The 20,579-nt window shown below is 40.3% G+C and carries 20 protein-coding genes; 6 read left to right on the top strand and 14 right to left on the bottom strand.

Annotated features, from left to right (window positions below):
- The first annotated feature begins 227 nt into the window (after positions 1–227).
- Positions 228–431, top strand: coding sequence for a cold-shock protein (locus ACDZ29_RS17705; protein WP_289324224.1), 204 nt, complete (start codon positions 228–230; stop codon positions 429–431).
- Positions 432–531: 100 nt separating this feature from the next.
- Here the strand turns inward: ACDZ29_RS17705 and ACDZ29_RS17700 are convergent, their stop codons facing one another.
- The 3 genes from ACDZ29_RS17700 to ACDZ29_RS17690 are packed head-to-tail and all read right to left on the bottom strand — an operon-like array spanning position 532 to position 3,747.
- The gene (locus tag ACDZ29_RS17700; RefSeq protein ID WP_375088283.1) at positions 532–2,493 is read right to left on the bottom strand and encodes a DUF6449 domain-containing protein; all 1,962 of its coding nucleotides are present in this window, start codon (positions 2,491–2,493) and stop codon (positions 532–534) included.
- A complete protein-coding gene (locus ACDZ29_RS17695) occupies positions 2,468–3,367 on the bottom strand; it encodes an ABC transporter ATP-binding protein (RefSeq protein ID WP_289324222.1) in 900 nt (299 codons plus the stop codon). Before ACDZ29_RS17695 ends, ACDZ29_RS17700 begins: the two co-directional genes overlap by 26 nt.
- Positions 3,364–3,747: a GntR family transcriptional regulator gene (locus tag ACDZ29_RS17690; protein WP_370014301.1), complete on the bottom strand. Its 384-nt coding sequence runs from the start codon at positions 3,745–3,747 to the stop codon at positions 3,364–3,366. Before ACDZ29_RS17690 ends, ACDZ29_RS17695 begins: the two co-directional genes overlap by 4 nt.
- A 170-nt stretch (positions 3,748–3,917) precedes the next feature.
- Here ACDZ29_RS17690 and ACDZ29_RS17685 point away from each other — a divergent pair, with 170 nt between their 5' ends.
- Positions 3,918–4,334: an organic hydroperoxide resistance protein gene (locus ACDZ29_RS17685; protein WP_289317352.1), complete on the top strand. Its 417-nt coding sequence runs from the start codon at positions 3,918–3,920 to the stop codon at positions 4,332–4,334.
- A gap of 54 nt (positions 4,335–4,388) precedes the next feature.
- Here the strand turns inward: ACDZ29_RS17685 and ACDZ29_RS17680 are convergent, their stop codons facing one another.
- Positions 4,389–5,705, bottom strand: coding sequence for an MFS transporter (locus tag ACDZ29_RS17680; RefSeq protein WP_375088282.1), 1,317 nt, complete (start codon positions 5,703–5,705; stop codon positions 4,389–4,391).
- Between the two features lie 224 nt (positions 5,706–5,929).
- On the opposite strand from ACDZ29_RS17680, the gene ACDZ29_RS17675 reads away from it, so the two are divergent.
- The 3 genes from ACDZ29_RS17675 (at position 5,930) to yidC (ending at position 8,666) form a co-directional block, all read left to right on the top strand.
- Complete coding sequence (locus ACDZ29_RS17675; protein ID WP_375088281.1) at positions 5,930–6,751, top strand: glycerophosphodiester phosphodiesterase; 822 nt, start codon at positions 5,930–5,932, stop codon at positions 6,749–6,751.
- An 814-nt stretch (positions 6,752–7,565) separates the two neighbouring features.
- Positions 7,566–7,853: a hypothetical protein gene (locus ACDZ29_RS17670; RefSeq protein WP_289324218.1), complete on the top strand. Its 288-nt coding sequence runs from the start codon at positions 7,566–7,568 to the stop codon at positions 7,851–7,853.
- Positions 7,854–7,880: 27 nt separating this feature from the next.
- Positions 7,881–8,666 carry a membrane protein insertase YidC gene (yidC, locus tag ACDZ29_RS17665; RefSeq protein WP_289324217.1) on the top strand — a complete coding sequence of 262 codons (786 nt, stop codon included), beginning with the start codon at positions 7,881–7,883 and terminating at the stop codon, positions 8,664–8,666.
- A 266-nt stretch (positions 8,667–8,932) separates the two neighbouring features.
- Here the strand turns inward: yidC and cphA are convergent, their stop codons facing one another.
- Both cphA and ACDZ29_RS17655 read right to left on the bottom strand, forming a co-directional pair.
- Positions 8,933–11,554, bottom strand: a complete 2,622-nt coding sequence (gene cphA, locus ACDZ29_RS17660; RefSeq protein ID WP_375088280.1) for a cyanophycin synthetase — start codon at positions 11,552–11,554, stop codon at positions 8,933–8,935.
- Positions 11,551–12,363 (bottom strand): cyanophycinase, encoded by an 813-nt coding sequence (locus ACDZ29_RS17655; protein WP_289324215.1) that lies wholly within the window; start codon positions 12,361–12,363, stop codon positions 11,551–11,553. Before ACDZ29_RS17655 ends, cphA begins: the two co-directional genes overlap by 4 nt.
- A gap of 183 nt (positions 12,364–12,546) precedes the next feature.
- Between ACDZ29_RS17655 and ACDZ29_RS17650 the strand changes: the two genes are divergently transcribed.
- Positions 12,547–12,969, top strand: coding sequence for a pyridoxamine 5'-phosphate oxidase family protein (locus ACDZ29_RS17650; protein ID WP_375088279.1), 423 nt, complete (start codon positions 12,547–12,549; stop codon positions 12,967–12,969).
- Positions 12,970–13,152: 183 nt separating this feature from the next.
- On the opposite strand, the gene ACDZ29_RS17645 is transcribed toward ACDZ29_RS17650, so the two are convergent.
- The 8 genes from ACDZ29_RS17645 to ACDZ29_RS17610 all read right to left on the bottom strand — a co-directional run bounded on the left by ACDZ29_RS17645 (position 13,153) and on the right by ACDZ29_RS17610 (position 20,376).
- Complete coding sequence (locus ACDZ29_RS17645) at positions 13,153–14,199, bottom strand: M42 family metallopeptidase (protein ID WP_375088278.1); 1,047 nt, start codon at positions 14,197–14,199, stop codon at positions 13,153–13,155.
- A gap of 83 nt (positions 14,200–14,282) precedes the next feature.
- On the bottom strand, positions 14,283–14,429 hold the full coding sequence (locus tag ACDZ29_RS17640; RefSeq protein WP_289324212.1) for a hypothetical protein: 147 nt from the start codon (positions 14,427–14,429) through the stop codon (positions 14,283–14,285).
- Between the two features lie 31 nt (positions 14,430–14,460).
- Positions 14,461–14,604 carry a hypothetical protein gene (locus ACDZ29_RS17635; protein ID WP_375088277.1) on the bottom strand — a complete coding sequence of 48 codons (144 nt, stop codon included), beginning with the start codon at positions 14,602–14,604 and terminating at the stop codon, positions 14,461–14,463.
- 156 nt (positions 14,605–14,760) lie between these two features.
- Positions 14,761–16,524, bottom strand: coding sequence for an oligopeptide ABC transporter substrate-binding protein (gene opp4A / locus ACDZ29_RS17630; RefSeq protein ID WP_375088276.1), 1,764 nt, complete (start codon positions 16,522–16,524; stop codon positions 14,761–14,763).
- 19 nt (positions 16,525–16,543) lie between these two features.
- On the bottom strand, positions 16,544–17,443 hold the full coding sequence (locus ACDZ29_RS17625; protein WP_375091162.1) for an ABC transporter permease: 900 nt from the start codon (positions 17,441–17,443) through the stop codon (positions 16,544–16,546).
- 22 nt (positions 17,444–17,465) lie between these two features.
- Positions 17,466–18,431, bottom strand: a complete 966-nt coding sequence (gene opp4B, locus ACDZ29_RS17620; RefSeq protein ID WP_214743605.1) for an oligopeptide ABC transporter permease — start codon at positions 18,429–18,431, stop codon at positions 17,466–17,468.
- 15 nt (positions 18,432–18,446) lie between these two features.
- Positions 18,447–19,373, bottom strand: coding sequence for an ABC transporter ATP-binding protein (locus tag ACDZ29_RS17615; RefSeq protein WP_375088275.1), 927 nt, complete (start codon positions 19,371–19,373; stop codon positions 18,447–18,449).
- The gene (locus ACDZ29_RS17610) at positions 19,351–20,376 is read right to left on the bottom strand and encodes an ABC transporter ATP-binding protein (protein ID WP_375088274.1); all 1,026 of its coding nucleotides are present in this window, start codon (positions 20,374–20,376) and stop codon (positions 19,351–19,353) included. Before ACDZ29_RS17610 ends, ACDZ29_RS17615 begins: the two co-directional genes overlap by 23 nt.
- Between the last annotated feature and the right edge of the window lie 203 nt (positions 20,377–20,579).

The raw sequence follows: 20,579 nt of genomic DNA, 5'->3' as shown, positions 1-20,579 counted from the left end.
ATCCTTTATAAAGGTGGGTATATACTAAAAAACTAGGAATTGCCTCAGAGGATAGATTTAGAAAAGGGTGAATATATCCTATAGGCATTCACACATTATCAAGCATCTTCATATGATTATTTTAACTTGAATGAATGATGGTGTTTGATAATGTGTGAAATTGATTTTTCCATCCAGGGGAAATCATCACCATTAATATTTTTAAAATTTTTAGGAGGATTCATCGAATGACAGTAACAGGTAAAGTAAAATGGTTCAATAGCGACAAAGGATTTGGATTCATCGAGGTACCAAACGAAGAGGATGTATTCGTACATTTTTCCGCCATTCAAGGAGAGGGGTTCAAAAGCCTTGATGAAGGTCAAGAGGTTGAATTTGAGATTGAAGAAGGAAACCGCGGACCTCAAGCTAAAAACGTCGTAAAACTCTAAAGTATAGAAACATAAACATAAGTCATATGCATTGAAAAAGGATGCTCCCCATATTGGGGGGCGTCCTTTATATTTCATTCATTTAAGTTTACCTGGCTTCTCATTCATTAAAATGATCCAAAATGAAGCCGGGTATATGTTCGCCAGAAAAACTCTTGATGTCCACATCCCTGCTATCTTTATAATAAAAGGCAGCTGAATACTCTCCACCCCAACCGATTTGGGCATTATCAATAGCCGTTTCGATTTCCGAAACCGTGTTAATTTTCAAGCGGTTTTGCTGCTGTTCAATCTGTTGTGCAAGTTCACTCTCTGAATTCGAATTATAAATTTCCGGATTGGTCTTCGCAACCAAAATATATGAGATATCATCAGCCATTAACCTCGCTTCTTCTGCTTGCCCGGTATTTTCCATCCATTTTGAAAACTGAGTATAAGAAGAGTCCCATTTCATATAAATGATTTTGTTATTATTCAAATGAATGTCAATGGAGGCATAATCACCAAAAGAAGTTATCATTTGGGCGAACGACTGATTATCCAGGTCCTCAGACAGTGCCCGCACGGCTGCTTCCAGCTGGTGACCATCCGTGATCGTTACGGATTTGTCCACTTGTCCGCTCGCCGTTATCCTGATTTTAGAAACGTCTTTGGCGGAAACATTCAATAACTCATTAACCGTTTTTTTATATTCACTCGACTCATGAATTTTCGCCAATAGCGGCAGGTAAGAGTCGTAGTTTTGCAAATAATACTCTCTTGCTAACCGTTTTCCATTCTTGAGTTCATATATCAGAAATACGGATTGTCCGTCATTCAATTCACCAACGGAAACATTTTTTCCCTTTTCGATAATTTGCTGATGCAATAACCTGATTGCGTCTATATTTTCCTTCTCTTTAAGATAAGTGGATGCGTTATCTGACGTACCATCCTCAAAAAATATGGGTGAATTGCCAATATATATTTGGCTAATCATCTTTTCATCAGGTACCTTGCCCTTATACTGAATGGGGTCTATTTTTAAAATGAGGGCCAGTATAATAATAACCACCATAAATGCTACATAACCTTTCAGGTTGACCCGTATCCGCCAAGTCTTTTGCAGGACGATTTCCCCTAAATAAAATCCAAGCAAAGAACCGACGATATAACCGAAGAAAATCCACCCAGGTTTTCCTGTCGTTTCGCTAAAATAAAGCCCTGTAAACAACATCATGCATATTGTCAGGCCGAATTTAAATAATGGCTTAATCTTCGGAAAAACGAATGCCTGCGATACATGTTCCAGCTTTCTCCTCTCATAGAGAAAAAGAGAACAAAACAGAAAAAGAACGGTCAAAATACTGTAGATTAATGTATCAACCGAGAAAAGGGTGATTTTCTCCATCTCCGTTGCAGCTAATAAGGGTGAAATGCCATTCATATTGGCACTTAGATAATAATCTGAAGAAAATCCAGCTACCAAAAACTTCAGATTGGCTGCAAACAATATAAACAACCCCACCGGCAAAACAAGAATAATATAGGTGAGCAGACCTTGCAAGGCTGATAATCCTGTCACCATTCCAATTAAAACGGCAACAGAAAAGATCAAAACTTCCAAAATAAAAGTAATCCCCATCCAGGACCAAATATCCGAGATCGTATAAAGCCTTTCTATATCTATTGCCGAGTGGAATAATATCATTATTGAACCTGTAAATAAAATAGGCAAACCAATGAAGCCTATCCCCGTCCCTATCATATGAAAATAGATGTTGCGTCTAGTAATCGGTAAACTATGAATAAAATCTGAAGCTTGTTTCATCTGTAAAAACCGAAACAGGAAGATGGCAAGTAATACTGGAATGACGATGACCAAAACAAATTGAATCATCTGCTGACTGGAAAAAAGGTTTTCGAATTCCACATATTCATTATTCTCATTCAAAATAATCGTTAACATTTCCAGAGGCAGTGCAAATATGAGGCCGACGAAATATAGGAAACCAATCCAGCCAGTGCTTCTGAAAATATAGACAATCAGTTCTTTATTAAACCAGGTTATTCTGGATGACATAACCTATATCCCCCATTTCATAAATGAATATCTCCTCTAGGGTAAGGGGGAGAATATCGAATATTTCTGGCTGAAATTGATTAAAGTGCGATTTAATCTTGGATTCTTTACCTTTAACAATGCAAACGATCACGCTGCCGCGTCGTTCCTTGTTAAGAATTTGAATTCCGTGGTATAAACCGTGGGGAATTTTATGTTTAAAGGCAATTTGCACTTTGTGTACATCCGCTTTTAAGTCGTCCAAATCCTTATGGATAACAAGCTCCCCATTATGTAGGATCCCTACATGATCGGCTAAATCTTCAATTTCCCGCAGATTATGGGAGGATATTAAAATCGTCATATCCCTTTCTGAGACATCCTGAATCAATAACTGTTTCACATTCTTACGCATGACCGGATCTAACCCATCAAACGGTTCATCGAGGATGAGAACTTCCGGCATCGTCGAGAGTGCGAGCCAAAAAGCAACCTGCCTCTGCATACCCTTTGATAGTTTATGTATTTTATATTGGAAGGGTATCGGGAATACCTCCTGTAATTGGTTGAAACGTTCTTGATTCCAATCACTATAAATATGGCTATAAAAACCTGCCATTTGCATGATCGTATAGTTAGCCAGGAAATAAGGTGTATCAGGGAGGAAGAAACAACGATTTTTCACATCACGGTTTTCAAACACATATGATCGATCAATAAGAACTTCACCGGCATCCTGTATCAGATTGCCTGAAAGCATTTTTAATAGAGTCGTTTTCCCCGCCCCATTGGAACCTAACAACCCGAATATGGAGCCTTTTTGTATGACCAAGGTGACGTCCTTGATTGCTTCTTTTCCTTCATATAACTTACTCACCTGTTTTATTTCAATCATGAATCTCCCCCCTTTGCCAATGGACTGATTTCTTTTACTAATCTATAAATTTCATGTTTTTCGATTCCGATATACAGAGCTTCAGCGAGAACCTTTGCAAGCTCGTGTCTGATCTTTTCTACTTTTAATGAATTTTTCAAAGATTTAGGAGGTGCCACGAAATTCCCTTTGCCTGGTAAAGTATAAATATAACCGTCAGCTTCAAGCTGCTTGTATGCTTTTTGGATTGTATTTGGATTGACCGTCAATTCCTGAGCCAATATTCGAATGGATGGGAGCTGATTATGTTCCTGTAAAACTTCATTGATCATTAGTTCCTTAAACTTATCCATCAATTGCTCATATATCGGCTTTCCACTTTGTACATCCAACTCAAACATCATCAACCCTCCTAGAACAATGGGTGTATTACACTTCCTAATACAGTTTATTATAAAACAATTTCTTCCAATTTAAAACAATAGCCTCCATAAACTCCCTATCATTTTGTTTAATAAGACTTATAGTAGGGAACTAATGATAGTAAGAATAAACAAAGGAGTTGTTTTCATTGAAACCATTATATACAGCTGCAGTTACCGTACACGGTGGTCGTGAAGGACATGTAAAGTCAGAGGACGGAATTTTGGATTTCGATGTGAGGTCACCGAAGGAATTAGGTGGTTCGGGTGAGCGCGCTACAAACCCTGAACAGTTATTTGCAGCCGGTTATGCGGCTTGTTTTGACAGTGCCTTGAATCTTGTTCTGCAAAAAGAAAAGAAAAAAGTCGATACATCCGTGACAGCAAATGTCACGATCGGTAAAGATGAGGAAGACGGCGGCTTTAAATTGGCTGTAAGGTTGGATGTTTCGATTCCTGACCTAAGCAGGGAAGAAGCCGAAGACTTTGCCAAAAAAGCTCACATGACCTGCCCCTATTCAAAAGCAACTCGCGGGAATGTCGACGTCACCTTGATTTTGGTATAAAGATTATGAAAGGGAATGGACCCGGCAGCGAAGCTTTGGTCCATTCCCTTTTCCTTATTTCACTTCTTCCAATCCCTTCATTTTCAAAAGAAAACCCAGACCTATTACGGCCATGATAATCAGTGACCCTAATGCCATCCGGCTCGCCAATGTACCGAGATCATGGAAAACCAACGTAATCGTTCCATATAAAAGCGGACCGATTATTGAAGAGACTTTTCCAGAGAATGCAAATAGTCCAAAAAATTGTCCCCTCTTCTCCTCCGGGGTCAATTCAATGATATATGTCCGAGATGTCACCCACATCGAACCCAGCGAAATGCCGAACATACTCCCTGCAACCCAGAACCAAAGAGCGGTTTGTGCGAAGACCGCTATAAATAAAGCGACCAAGAGCAGAATTCCCACATATGTCACAGCTAGCCGCGGTCCCTTCGACTGAGTGATGTATCCAAACAGAAACGAACCGGCAATACTCGATACTGTAGATACCAAGTAAAGCAAAATGAAACCGCTTGAGGAAAATCCGACAACAGTCTTGGCATATACGGCCATCATGCCAATAGTGGTCGCAATTGCATCGTTTAAAAAGAAATAAGCAATCATGAATGTAAAAACCAATCGATAGGATTGCATCTCTTTAAATGTTGCTTTAATTTCCTTATAACCAGATAAAAAAGGTTGTTTGGCTTTTTGCTGTTTTGGAGTCTCTTTTAAAAAAAAGAATAAGGGAAGGGAAAAAACCAGAAATAAAATGGCCGTGGGCATAAAGGCTTCATGTGAACTACCTTTACTTATGAAAGGATAGATTGACAGTCCCACCAACGTTCCAAGGTATCCTACGGCCACTCCAAATCCTGATATAAGCGGCAATTGTTGTTTCGTACCTAACTCACTCATCATCGTATCATAGAAAACAAGACTTGAATGATAGAAAAACTTAGCTATCACAAATAAAAGAATGACGATCACTAAGGAAGTTGGAATCCCCAGAAACTTTCCATCGAATGATACCCCCCCAAACACCCCCATTAAAAATGTACTTGCAACAGATATGAGCGTGAATATCATAATGTATTTTTTCATTTTTCCCGTTCGATCGATCATGACCCCGAACAGCGGGGAAAACAAAACAAGAAACAAACTGGCAATCGCATTTGCGTACGAGATGAAGGTACTGGCAATCTGATCAAGAACAGCATTTTCCCCAATCTGTTCCTGGAGGAAGAATGGAAAGAAAATCGTATTGATATTAGAGGAAAAAATCGTATTGGCAAAATCGTAAAAAGCCCATGAGAGAATGGGCAAGGAAAAATATAAACCAAAATTACCCTTCCATTTTTTAGACTTCGGTTTCACCTGCAATTCCATCTGCTTTCCCCCCTTATTGATACTTAAATTATATGTATTCCATACCTTTCCAATAAATCCTTTTATGTCTGAATAATCACATTGTGTAAAACATGATTTTTTCCTACCTAACATGTAAAATTATGAAATGAGGCTGTCAAATTGCAAATTTCTTTTATTTTCTTTAAGTTTGGGTAAATGATATCGAAGAATTTTAATTACTGTGTCTAAAAGGAGTGTGAAAGGTGATCGCATTTTTTCTTATTTTCTTGGTAACCATCCTTGTCTTGTTCGTTCTCTACTCTAAAAGAACAAAGAGTGATTTCCCTGAAAGCTTCATAAAGCAGCATTCCCCCCTTAAAATTGGACATCGCGGTGCATCTGGATATTGCCCCGAGAATACAATGGCATCTTATATCAAAGCAATTGAATTGGGAGCTGATTTCCTGGAAGTGGATATCCATCTTAGTAAAGATGAAGTACTTGTGGTTCATCATGATCCCACCCTGGATCGAACCACAAGCGGCAAAGGGAACCTCCGTGATTACACGGCTGCCGAATTAAAGGAATTGGATGCAGGAAGCTGGTATCATACTCGGTATAAAAACGAAAGGATTCCTTTACTAAGTGAGGTATTGGAGAATTTCGGGTCAGAAGTTGGAATCTTAATCGAATTAAAACATCCATCTTCTTATCCCGGGATTGAAAAGAAACTTGCAGAAGAATTAGGGAAATTCCAAGAATATTCAACAGGTAATAATAGGTTAATGGTTCATTCGTTCGATATGGAATCCATGAAAAGGTTTCATCAACTAATGCCGGACATACAAGTGGGCGTTTTGATAAAACGGCGCATTAATGACCAAAAATTAAAAGAGATTGCAGAGTTTGCATCATTTTTGAATCCAAAGCAAACGATTTTAAATACGAAGCTGCAAATGCGAATCCAAGAGCACGGGATGAAAGTATATACATGGACTGTCAACAATAAAAAACAAATGCGCATGTTTGAAAAGATGAAGTTAGATGGTATCATTTCCGATTTTCCTGATTATTTTTTGGATTGAAACTTTGAAATTAAAAAAATGAAAAAAAACATTGAAATGATTGTATCTCATGCGCGTCCGTTCCATAATAGGCCCATCGCTGTTGACTTCGTCTCCATCGATAACCTGCCACGGAATTATAGCCGACATAAGTGGGGTAAAACCAAAATGAACGGCCATTTTTAAGCGAAACATACGTATTTTGGTATAAGCACCCTTTCATTGATCCAGCGTCAATTGCCTTATACATTCCATCGTGAAGTTGTGGAATAAATAAAGGCGGAGCTATATGAGGCGGGCCTCCTCCTTGCGGCGGCCGTGGTGGCGGCTCGCCCCCACCGAAGGACGGACCAGGCGTGCCGGGCGGAGTCCTTACATCCATTATCTGATTTTCAAAAGGAAATGGCGCTGGCGAGTAATCATTTTCAATGTAACGGGGATGTGCATTTTGATATAAATTATTTTCAGTACCGTTATGGTAGTTTTGTTGATCAAATAAATCCTACGGTTTCATACCTTTTCAGCTCATAATTGAACTTCCTTTTATCCGTATGTAGACGAATGACCATGTGTGTAATCTTCGCTCAAATTACATCTCTGGATTCTAAAAGGACCTTTAACGTCAAATTAACACTTCGGAAAATATTCCCTGTTTGTTTTTTTGAAAATACCCCTATATTTTTTAGCTTCTTCCACTAGAATTTGATATAGTGTTCTTAATGATTTAAACTCAGTAAGATCAATAGTCATTCAAGGCCTTAAATCGTTACTTGCTTTATTACTTGGAGGCTAACCGAACTAAATTTTCTTATCTTAGAAAAAACGAGGGATTCCTATGTGGGAATTATTATTAGAATTCGATTATCAGACCGTTCGCCATGCGGTATGGGCAGGTTACTTATTTACCTTTGTCTTTCCACTGGCTGCTTTTTATTTCTTAAATAAAAAGCAATCGCTCTTGAACGATAAATATCAAGCTTCCGTTCATTCAGATAAAAGTAAATCCCCTGTTCATGCAGGCAGCAGTTTTGATTGGCGCGGTGCACAGCGCTTTTTCACATTTATCCGGCAAAAGGACTCACCCGATGATTCCGATGAGCCAAGCCTCCTTCTCGTTGTTTAACCACTAACAATTCGAGGAGGAATCATTTTGAAGAAGAAAAACATGTTTCTATTTACCGTCCTATTTCTAGCAACGACCCTTTTGACAGGGTGCTCTGCAGCAACGAGCGGCCCATTTCATACTGCATTGGTTAACCCCATGACAAAAATGCTTGAATTTAATGCTGATTTATTTAATGGTAACTATGGTTTAAGCATCATCATGATGACATTTTTAATCCGTCTAGTTTTGCTTCCGCTGACTGCCAAGCAATATAAAACACAGCTCAGCATGAAAACGAAGATGAATGGGCTGAAACCGGAAATGACAGCAATCCAGCAGAAAATTAAAGAGACGAAAGATCCAGCTAAACAAAAGGCCCTTCAACAGGAAATGATGCAGCTTTACCAAAAACACGGAGTCAATCCTCTAAATATGGGATGCCTGCCGCTTTTGATTCAAATGCCGATTCTAATGGGTTTTTATTATGCGATTCAAGGTTCCCATGAAATTGCGACCCATAGTTTCCTTTGGTACAGCCTAGGCCAGCCGAATATTGCCATGGCGATTATCGCTGGCGTCATTTATTACTTCCAATCGGTCATTTCCATGAGACAAATGCCGGAAGAACAGCAGAAGCAAATGAAGCTGATGAGCCTGCTCTCACCAGTAATGATTTTATTCATTTCTTTCTCCGCTCCTGCTGCATTGCCACTGTATTGGTCAATCGGAGGTTTATTCATGATTGTTCAATCCATCGTGCTTCAAAAAGTATATAAAAAAGACCATGCCAATGTCCCTACTGTGACTGAAACGGTTATGAAAAAAAGCTAATCCAACTATAAACTGTACCCTATAGAGCAGACACTTAAAAAAAGTCTGCCTATAGGATACTATTTTGTATATCAAATGAGTAAAAAGGTTTTAACAGAAAAAGAGATTGAAGTACTTTCAAATAATCCTTACGTGAAACCCGTGGGACTTAAAGAAATCACTTATATGGACGATTTCAATCAAATTTCCATTTAAATATTCAGTTACCAAGTGATTCAGAAGGAAAAGACAAAAAAGTGCATTCCGCAGGGCGGAATGCACTTTTTTTATTTCTTTGGCAATGGATTTGTTGAAACCTTTTCGAAAAACCGCTCTACATATTCGAAATCCGTGTAAAAGAACAATAATAGGTCACCCGGTTGTGATGCTTCCCAGGCTTTTACGAATGCATCCAATTCATTAGGTTCGATGAATGTTCGATCTTTATGTAACCCTGCTTCTACGGCAGCTTCCTGAAGCAGCCCGGCTACTTCGAAAGGCTCCCTTCCCCGCAAATCGTCGTCTTCTTTTATGATGAACAAATCAGAATTCATGGCCGCCATTTTGGAGAGCCTGATAAGCTCTTCATCAATACGGTCCCCCGGTCCGGCCAAAACAGTAATTAGACGATTTTTATTATAGGCACTGACCGTTTCGAATATGGCCTTTAATCCTGCTTCATTATGGGCATAGTCGATGATGATCGTTCGCTCTTTCAACTTTTTTAAATTGAAACGCCCTTTGGACAAATTGGTATCAGGCATAAATGTGACAGCCTTTCTCCTTAGTTCTTCCATGGAGATCCCTTGTGTTTCGGCTGCGGCTAACGCCTGAAGTAAGTTGGCGATATTATGACGTGCCATGCCGTTAATCGTTATTGGTATCATGGAGCAATCCATAAATTGATGGATGACACCATCAGATGAATGACAGATCATGCCTTGTTCATTGACGTACCAAACTTTACAACCACCATTTATCGCTGCCTTCACGTGAGGCTGTGTGGCATCTGTAGAGGTATAAATGACCTCCCCATCTGTATAAGCGTTCATGGCAGCTACATTCGGATCATCTGCATTCAGTACACAATAGCCTGTTTTCAGTACAACTTCTGCTACCAGCCTCTTTAATTTTATCAGATCATCCAATGTATCGATTCCATCACGGCCAAGGTGATCTTCACTCACATTAGTAATGATCCCCACATCACATTTACGAAAAGCCAGACCTTCACGCAGAATGCCTCCCCGGGCCGTTTCCAAAACGGCTACATCAACTTCAGGATGGCCCAACACCATTCTTGCACTGACCGGGCCACTGCAGTCACCTTGATCCAATACCTCATCGCCGATATATACTCCATCAGAATTCGTCATACCTACCTTAGTTTTTTCATTAGTAAGAAAATAATGAACCAATCGGGTGGTTGTCGTCTTTCCATTTGTTCCGGTCACTGCGATGATCGGTATAGCTGCCTCTTCCCGAGTCGGAAATAAATAATCGACAATGGCTTTGCCTACATCCCTTTTTTCCCCTTCACTCGGATAATGATGCATTCGAATTCCCGGTGCAGCATTCACTTCAATAATTGCAGTCCGTGAATGTTCGATCGGTTTTGATATATCCTCACAGATAAAATCTATTCCGGCTATATCCAAACCAATCGCTTTCGCGGCAGCAACCGCCATATTCCTAATGCTTGGATGGACCTGGTCCGTTACATCGATTGCCTTTCCACCAGTCGAAAGATTTGCATTGCCGACAACTTGAACCAATTCCCCTTGGTTCGGAATGGTATTCAGCGTCCGGTTCGATTTTTCCAAGTAACACGTAACGGTATGTGTAAGCGGAATTCTTGACATCGGCTTTTCATGACCTTCCCCCCGCAATGCATGACGATTTTCCTTTTCTATCAAATTGCGTATTGTTTCCTTACCGTTTCCAATAATATAGGGAGGAAGCCTCAAACTAGCGGCTATAAGTTCACCATTGACTATCAGTAACCGATAATCATGTCCTTCAATATGCCGTTCGACAATGTACTTCTCCACATGCGACTCTAAACAATTGATGACATTGAATAGTTCATCCTTATTTTTGATATGGGTGATGACACCCTGCCCTTGTCTCCCATTATACGGTTTTATGACCAGTGGGAAACCCAGCTTGTCCGCCGAGGTAAAGATATCTTCAATGGAATGGGCAACTTCACCTTCAGGTATAGGAAGGCCACACCCTCTTAATATTGATTTGGTCATTGATTTATCACATGAATTCTCAACTGCAATATTCGATGTCTGGCTAGAAATTGTCGCCTGGACATACTTCTGCCTTGAACCCGTTCCTAAACGTAGTAAACTTTCATCACCCATTCGCTCGACAGGGATATTTTTTGCTTGTGCAGCCTTAAAAATGGCTTCGGTACTTGGCCCCAGTTTATTGCTATAATATAACTGCTCTATTTGTTTTACATAAGATTGTACATTTATAAGTTTTTCACCATTCAGGATGGCTTCCACGATATCTTTCGCTGCTAAAAAAGCTTGAAGACCCGAGTGAGGCTCCTGATAGTCAAAGGTAACATAATAAAAACCCTTCTTTTCCATCATTATCGTTTTTCCACGAATGGCTTCGATGCCGGCCAAGTTTTGAAGTTCAATCGTCATATGCTCCAATATATGTCCCATCCATGTTCCTTTTCTCAGCCTTTCGGCGAAACCCCCTCGATACCCTTTTGAACATGAATGGCTTCCCAAGTTCGGGAGCGCCTTTAACAATTTTTCATTGAATCCAGGTATTGAATCAGATGGTTTCTGTTCCAGTTCCCCTATATCCAATTCAATGCAAATCGTCGGTGTATAAGCAAAATAATTAGGTCCTTTTAAATAACGGACTCGATTGATTATCATTGTTGGATCCCCTTTTTCATCAACAATTTCCTGGTAAGCAGGTCAAAACGGTATCCCCTGGTTAGTGCATGAAGGTTAAATCCCGAAAGAGTCAACTCTTCACTACCATTATCAGAAGATGTGATATTGATATAATCACTATTGCTGCCATCAAGAACCAATACTTGATGTTGGCCTAAGACTTCAAAATGACCGTCTTTGACTAAAATTGCTGTATTTTCATCAATTCCAATACCCATAATTTCTTTATTCCCTGCTATCGCACTTAACAGTCGGTCAAAGCGGCCACGCTGGGAAAAGTGTTGATCAATTATCAGGCCGTCAAGGAAGCCGAAACCCATCCCAATCTCAACCTTTAACTTATTATCATTCAGCATCGTGTCGGCAGCAACGATCATATGCTTACCTAAAATGGAAGCTCCAGCACTTGTCCCTGCTATCACCATTCCATTATGCCAGGCTTTAGAAAGGGCATTGTGGAATTTGGATTTTCCAATCAACTCAGACAATCGGCTTTGGTTTCCTCCAGAAATGAAGATGGCAGAAAAAGAGGTCAGCTGTTCACAAATCGCCGGATCGTCTGCATCCTGCCTTGAATCCAGCTTGATCACTTCCACCCTGTCCACGCCTAAATCTCTGAAAATCTTGATATACTCCGTACTCACTTCTTCAGGAATTTCACTCGCTGTAGGCAATATTCCTATTCCGCCATCTGAACGGATTGCAAGCTGGACAAATTTATTTAATACTTCACCTTCAAGGCATTTATCCTCTGCCCCGCCAATGATAAGTAATTCACCACAATTCATTCCTCATACTCACCTTTACAAATGGATTAAGATCATGAAATTGCTCTATACAGAACACATAATGACTAGTATGGCAACTTGTCCTATTCTTCATTCATAAAAATGGCAAACTGTAGAATTTTGTTTAACTTAATGAAAAGAGAGGAAAAGTAATAGAGTAAATAATAAAAGGAGTGTGCAAAGATGAGCCAAAACCAATTAAAAGAAAAAGTATTGAACATCATCCGTGATCATAAAATAGGAGTTTTATCATCTGTAGAAAATAACAAACCACATTCACGCTATATGACATTTTTCAACGAAGAATTAACTTTATTCACACCAACGAGTGCAAATACGGAAAAAATCGATGAAATCGAAAAGAATCCTAATGTCCATATACTGATTGGCTATGAAAATGAAGGCTTAGGCGATTCATACTTAGAAATCTCAGGAACCTCGAAAATTAACGATTCACAGGAACTGAAGGATAAATTATGGAATGAGTCTTTTAAAGATTGGTTTGACGGTCCGAAAGATCCAAATTATTTAATCCTTGAAATTAAGCCCGAGAGCATCCGATTGATGAACAACAATGGTGAACCGCCACAAGAATTATCATTATAAATGAATTATTATTTGGCATTCACGAGTAAATGTGCAAAACTCACGAGTATTTGACCGAAACTCACGAGTAAATGTGCAAAATTCACGAGTATTTAACCGAAACTCACGAGTAAATTAAAGTTTGTTATAAAAGTCAGTTAAAAACCCGCACTCCTATGACATGAGTGCGGGCTTTTTTCACGATTACACCAATTCTGATTGGATATAATGCAAAATGAGATTGGCTGTATGCTTTAAAGAAGTGACGTGTGTCCTCTCGAAGGCATGGGAAGCATCAATCCCCGGTCCGATCAGACCATGTACGACATCATATCCTGCCCGGATTGCAGCTGAAGCGTCCGATCCATAATACGGATAAATATCGACGCGATAGTCAACAGCATTCTCTTGGGCAAGTGTGACCAGATGCTGACGTAATTTATAATGATACGGACCCGAGGAGTCTTTAGCGCAAATGGAAACGCTGAATTCATCCGTCGTTTGTCCACTACCGATCGCGCCCATATCGACAGCTAGATATTCGACTGTTTTATCTGGGATATTGGAATTGCCTCCATAGCCGATTTCTTCATTGTTGGAAATCAGGAAATGGGTCGTATATGCCAATTTAATCTTACCTGCGGAAATGAGGTCAATGATATGAAGGAGGATGCCAACGCTAGCCTTATCATCCAAATGCCTTGATTTTAAAAAGCCTGTATCCGTCAATTCCACTCTAGGTTCAAAGGAAACAAAATCTCCAACAGATATACCGATGGCCTCCGTTTCCGCTTTATTTTTCACGATAGCATCTATACGGACTTCAATTGTCTCATCATCGCGCTTGGCATCCCCGGCATTTTTATATACATGGACAGAGGTCTGATTGATTAAAATGGTGCCGGTGATAATGGTCCCATCAGCTGTATGGATTTTACAATACTCCCCTTCCACTGAGTTCCAGCGGAAACCGCCGATCATCGTCAATTTAAGGCGGCCATTCGCCTTGATTTCCTTCACCATGGCTCCCAGGGTATCGACATGGGCAGTCAGCAATCGATGTTTGCCATCATCTTCGCCTTTTAATGAAGCAAGTAGTGCACCTTTATTCGTGATCTTGTAAGGAACCTTCCTCTTCTCCAGGAATTCGGCCGCATATTTAATGGCTTGCTCCGTAAAGCCGGAGGGGCTGGGTATTGATACCAATTCTTTTATGTAAGATACGATTTTCTTTTCTTCGATAACACTCATACATATCGCTCCTTTCTTCTTTTTCCATTATATCTTTTCGTGGAAACTTTTAACATATTAAAAGACCGTCAAAAGACGGTCCTTTAATCGATTTGGCTCATATGGGCCAGGACAGGCAAGATGGCCATAATTAATGTTGAAATGCCATATAACGCTAAATTCTCCATATGCACTTTTCTTTTCCACTTATCGCGCCATACTTTGTATCTGCTCATATCTTCGTTCCTCATAAAAAAACCTCCTTCATGATGAAAGTTCAACTTACTTTAACTGTCTTTGTTTGTTGGACATTTCCTTCATATATTCCAAGAAGGCAATTCTCTTTTCGTCTGGATAGGCTACAATGTCTGCAATGATTTCCTCTTCAAGAGGTTTCAGTAAACGGTCAACCGATTCAGTAAACAATATTTCTAACCTCTCTTTGTTTCATTAGGATTTCTCACTTCCATCAACATCACCCTTCCAATTACTTACTATTATGTATTTAACCTTAATACACACCTTTGAAACGTAAAAAAATCGGCCGCCCATACAGGCAGCCGATTGGATTCATCAATTAAATTATTTAGTTACACCCACATTATGCCATTGATATTGGCGGCCTGCAAGGAAATCATAACCCGTAACGCGTTCATTCACTCCAGCCAACTGATAACGGAATAATGTCGGAATGACTGGTACCTCCTCATAAATCAATTCTTGCCACTCATTGTAGGTATCGATCCTATATTGATCATCGAAGGCCTCCTCTGAAATCCCTTTAGCAAGAAGCTGATCATTTTTTTCATTCACCCAGCGAGTATAGTTAAATTCTGCAGATCTGGACCATAAGCCTGATGGATCCGGATCGGAAGCGACTCCCCATGCAGCTTGATAAATATCAACTTTGTCATTATCCTTTTTCAGTAGGTCATAGAATGAATTGAACTCATGCAGCCTTCCATCCTGCAATTCAACATCCAATCCGACTTGTTCCCATTGTTGGATATAATACCTTGCAAGAGGTTCGGAAACATCGGAGCCACTCATGGAAGCAAAGTTGATCTTGAACTCTTTTCCATCCGCATCTTCACGAATGCCATCCTTATTCGTATCTACGAATCCTGCTTCATCCAAAAGTTTTTTAGCTTTTTCAGGATCATATTCATATGCTTTTACATCTTTATTGTTATATTTAAAGTTTGGTGTAATGACCGAGTTGGCAGGGAAGCGGAGGCCCTTGTACATTTTTTCGCCAACTTCTTCATTATTGATTGCATATGCCATCGCCTGACGAAGCCGTTTGTCTCCAAATTTTGGATTCTCATCCATAACATTTTCTTCTTTTTCCTTATCATAATGACCGAAATTGAAACCAATATAGGTATAAGCCAATTCAACTTTCCCCAACAATTCGACATTATCCAATTCCTTGGCCTGGTCATATTGCTCAGCCAGGACCTCTGCTACATCGAGGTCACCATTTTCAAGTGACTTAACGACAATAGACGGATTCACGACTTTCAATGTGACACTGTCCAATTTAGGTGCACCACGGTAATAATCTTTATTCGCTTCGAATTCGACGGCTTCCCCTTGGACGATTTTCTTCACTTTAAATGGTCCAAAACCAATCGGATTTTTACGTATTTTATCTGAAGATTCCAACTCGGCAATTGGAACATCTTTTAAGTATTCTTTATGGAGCGGGTATGTCCATAATCCAGTCGTGACGGAAGGGTTCGCTTTCTTGAAAGTGAAAGTAATTTTCTTGTCGTCCACTTTAATGCCTGAAATGCTATCCGCTTTCCCTTCATGATACTCTTCCATACCCTCGATTAAAGCCATTTGTTCATCATAACGTACACCTTTGTAATCTTTGCTTCCCATGACAAGGTATGCATATTCTAAATCCGCACCTGTCACAGGCTTGCCATCTTGCCATTTCACATTATCCTTAATCGTCAGAGTGACCGTTTTATGATCGTCTGAAATTTCATAGGAAGCGGCACCTTCATTCGTGTATACATAGTTTTCGTCTGTATCCAATAAATCCTCATCAAAGAATGTGATTACTTGGTTATCAGGGTCGCCTTGATAGAAAACTTTGTTCAAAATCCCTTCAAACGGGGTATCGGATACCAATCCATATGTCAAATGACCGCCTTCAATCGGCTCTCCTTGATTTGTCGTCTTTGTCGGGAATTTAGAGGTATCGACCTGTTCGACATCTTTCCCTTTTTTCTCTTTCGTTGACGATTTCTCCGTATCGTTCGAACATGCAGCAAGCAGTAGAGACGAAATGGCCAATGCACTTAATACCTTACTGTAGCTTTTGATTTTCATATCATACACTCCCCTTTTTTTATGCTCTTCTTTGTCTTGCATCGGCGGCGCGCTTTAACGCTTGACCAACGAAATTTATACTCAGCATCAACACTAAAATCATGAGTGATGCGGGTACCCATATCCACCACTTGTTTTCCAGAACATCTGGATTTCGAGCATAACTTATGAGCGTCCCGAGACTCGGTGAGCTCTCCGGAAGACCGAACCCTAAGAAAGTCAAACTGGATTCTAGGCCAATATTGCCTGCAAGGTTCAAAATGAAGTTAACGATGATCAGTGAACTGACATTGGGCAGAAGCTGAAAAAGGATGATTTTCCAATGTGGCGTCCCAAGTGTCTGAGAGGCATGGATATAATCCAGCTCACGCTCTGACAAAGCCTTTGAACGAATCAGCCTTGCTTTTCCAGTCCATAAAAACATCGTCATGATTAAAATGAAAACATATACATTGAAGATCGGAACTATCGTGACTACAACGATGATGAACATCAATTGCGGCAGGGAAATCACGAAATCGATAACACGCATGATCACATTATCGGTTGCCCCTCCAAAGTAGCCAGCAAGTAGCCCTAATGATAAACCGATGATAGCCGTGAATAATGTAATGAATAAACTGATCGTGAATGAATTTCTGGTACCTATTATCAGTTGCCCGAATACATCCCGGCCACCATAATCAGTTCCAAGCCAATAGTCTGAAGATGGTTCCATATAAATGGAGAGGAAATCGACCTTGGCTATTTCCTTGGCATCCATGAAGAGCGACGCCCCGTAAACGAAAAGCAATATGGCTGATAATATAATCAATGAGCCCATTGCAAGCTTGTCTTTTTTGATTTCCTCCCAGATGATTTTAATTCCTGAAGGGCTCACATCTTTCACTTGTATGTTCTTTCCGGTTTCCACTTTCATTTCCATACGATTCACCCCGCTCCTATTCTATCCGTATGCGCGGATCAACCGCACTAAGTATGATGTCCGAAAGAAGAGTGCCAAGCAGAGTGGCAAATCCCGTCATCATGACGATAGCCGTGACAACGCTGAAATCCCGCAGACTGACTGAACTAAGGAAAAGCTGACCTAGTCCCGGATAACTGAAAATGGTCTCGATTATGACCGCGCCGCCGATCAATCCAGTAATTTCATAACCTAAGAATGCCGCTATCGGTAAAAAGGAATTCCTAAGGATATGCCGTGAATATACTTTTGATTCAGGCACTCCCTTCGAACGCGCAGTCCTTACGAAATCCTTGATTTTATTATCGATGATTTCATTTCGCAAATATTGGATCGTGCTTGTTGTTGCAATTAAAGCTGTACTTAAAGCTGGTAAAATCAAATGATTGATCTTACTTACAACATAGGCGAATGTTCCTTCATCCACTTTGGAATCGACACTGCCACCAGACGGGAACCAATCCAAGGCAAATCCGAAAACGAATAACATGATTAAAGCAAAAATGAAAATCGGTGTGCCAAACCCTACATAGCTATAACCCGTAACGGTTTTATCCACCCAGGTATCGTTATACCTTCCGCTAAGTATGCCTAATGGAATTGCAAGCATATATGTAAAGATCAGAGTGACCAACGCCAGGAACACCGTGTTCCAAAGCCTGTCTTCGATAACATCCATGACGGGCGTTTTATGTGTATAGGAAATACCGAAATCCCCCTGTACAGCATTGGATGCCCACCTTAAATATTGTTGGTACCAAGGGTCATTCAAACCCAGTTCCTCCCTTATCCGATCAAGCTCGGCTGGATTGGCCCTAGGGTTGATTTCCTGGCCTGACAAAGCATCTCCCGGCATTGCTTTTGCCATCATGAATACGATGATGCTCAATAAAAAGAGCTGCGGGATCATAACTAATAAACGTCTGAGGATAAACTTCCACATATTCTTTCCACCTCCTTATTGTAATGCGACTCTATGCGTCGGCGAGATCGGCTTCAAATCGTAAGCACGTCCATTCTCATCGAAATATTTTGAGTAGGTTGACTCATATTCTGAGGTGAGTTTTTTTCTTAGCTGCACTTTATCCTCGCGAACTTCCGGCTCTAAATCCGGAATGGCGGCAATCAGGCGTTTCGTGTATATATGTTGGGGATTTTCATAGATTTCCTCACTTTTACCTTCCTCTACCAATCTACCGCGATACATAACGCCCATCCGGTCACACATATGCCGGATTACACCTAAATCATGCCCGACAAATAAATAAGTCAAATTGAACTCCTGTTGGAGATCCTGAAGGAAATTCAATACCTGAGCCTGAACGGAAACATCCAGGGCTGATACCGGTTCATCGGCAATGATCAGTTTAGGTTTCAATGTCAAGGATCTGGCAATCCCAATCCGTTGGCGCTGCCCACCTGAAAATTCATGTGGGTACTTGTGGATCGATTCCGGACTGAGTCCGACTTTGTCCAAGAAGTCCTGAACGATTTTCTTTTCCTCTGCAGGGGATAACCGTTCGAAATTCCTCAACGGTTCGGCAATGATGTCCAGTACCCTCTTCTTGGGATTCAATGATGAATACGGGTCTTGGAAAATCATTTGGATATCTTTTCTAAATGGTTTTATCTCTTTTCTACTTAAAGATGCTAAATCCCTGCCTTCAAACAGGATTTGTCCGGAAGTCACATCATTCAGCTTGACCACTGCCTTGCCTGTCGTGGACTTGCCGCTTCCGGATTCCCCGACCAAACCATATGTTTCCCCTTGCTGCAACTCAAAGGAAACACCGTCCACGGCCCTTACGTGATCGACCACCCTTCGGAAAAAACCGCCCCTAATTGGAAAATGCACTTTTAAATTATCTACTTTTAGTAATGTCATGGGTCGATGCATCTCCTTCAGCTTGAAAATAAAATTCTTTATAGCAGGTACACCTTACAAAATGATCGTTGCCCACATCGTGAAGTCGGGGTGACTCTTCATGTGCATGTTTTGGTATCCAAGGAATCCTATCTTGGAAACGACATCCTATCCTATCCATTTTCGCAATCGATGGAACGATTCCCTCAATAACATGCAAACGGTTTTTCTCGTTTGCAGCCGAAGGAATCGAATTTAATAACGACCTCGTATATGGATGCAGCGGATTGTTGAATATCGTTTTGACGCTTCCCGTTTCCACCACCTGACCTGCATACATGACAACGATCCTATCAGCAACCTCTGCTACGACGCTCAGATCATGTGTAATTAAGATGATTCCCATTTTTGTCCTGCTTTGGATATCTTTCAGCAGATCAAGTATTTGCGCTTGAATCGTAACATCCAGTGCCGTGGTGGGTTCATCGGCAATGACCAGTGCAGGGTTACAAGCAATGGCAATCGATATCATCGCCCTTTGCCGCATTCCACCCGAGAGCTCATGCGGATATTGCTTGTACGTCCGTTCAGGATAAGGAATTCCTACTTGTGTCAAAAGTTCGATCGTCCTGTTCTTTTTTTCCTCACTGGAAAGTTCAGTATGGTAATCAAGATTCTCCTCGATCTGTTTTCCTATGGTCATGAGCGGGTTCAAAGCCGTTAGAGGTTCCTGGAATATCATACCCAATTCCTTACCCCGGACTTTATTCATTTGCATATCATTCAACTTTAGTAGATTTTGGCCTTTATAATTAATGTTTCCTTGGGATTTCGTTCTCTGCTTATTATGTAATTGCATGATAGATAAAGCCAATGCACTCTTTCCACAACCTGATTCTCCAACAACTGCTACAATTTCATTTTCATTCACCGTAAACGAAACATCATCCACTGCTGCATGATATTTGTTACCGATTCGAAATGAGGTAGTTAGGTTCTCTATTTGCAAAATAGCTTTCTTCATCCTTGCTCCCCCTAAACTATTTTTTCGGGAAAATAATTAATCTTCTGATAATTATTTAAAATTTTAATCAATTTTTTACAATTATACAATAGTTTTATTGCAAAATAATCACATTTTTTTCATATTTTATAACTTTAGGAATAATTTTCTGCAATAAAAAATCATTTCCTTTATAACTGTTATACAGTAAAGTTTTGAAGTCC

This window comes from Peribacillus sp. RS7, from assembly GCF_041956845.1.
Taxonomy (GTDB): domain Bacteria; phylum Bacillota; class Bacilli; order Bacillales; family DSM-1321; genus Peribacillus.
Note: the sequence above shows the minus strand (reverse complement) of the source record. Positions and strands in the feature narration are given on the sequence as shown.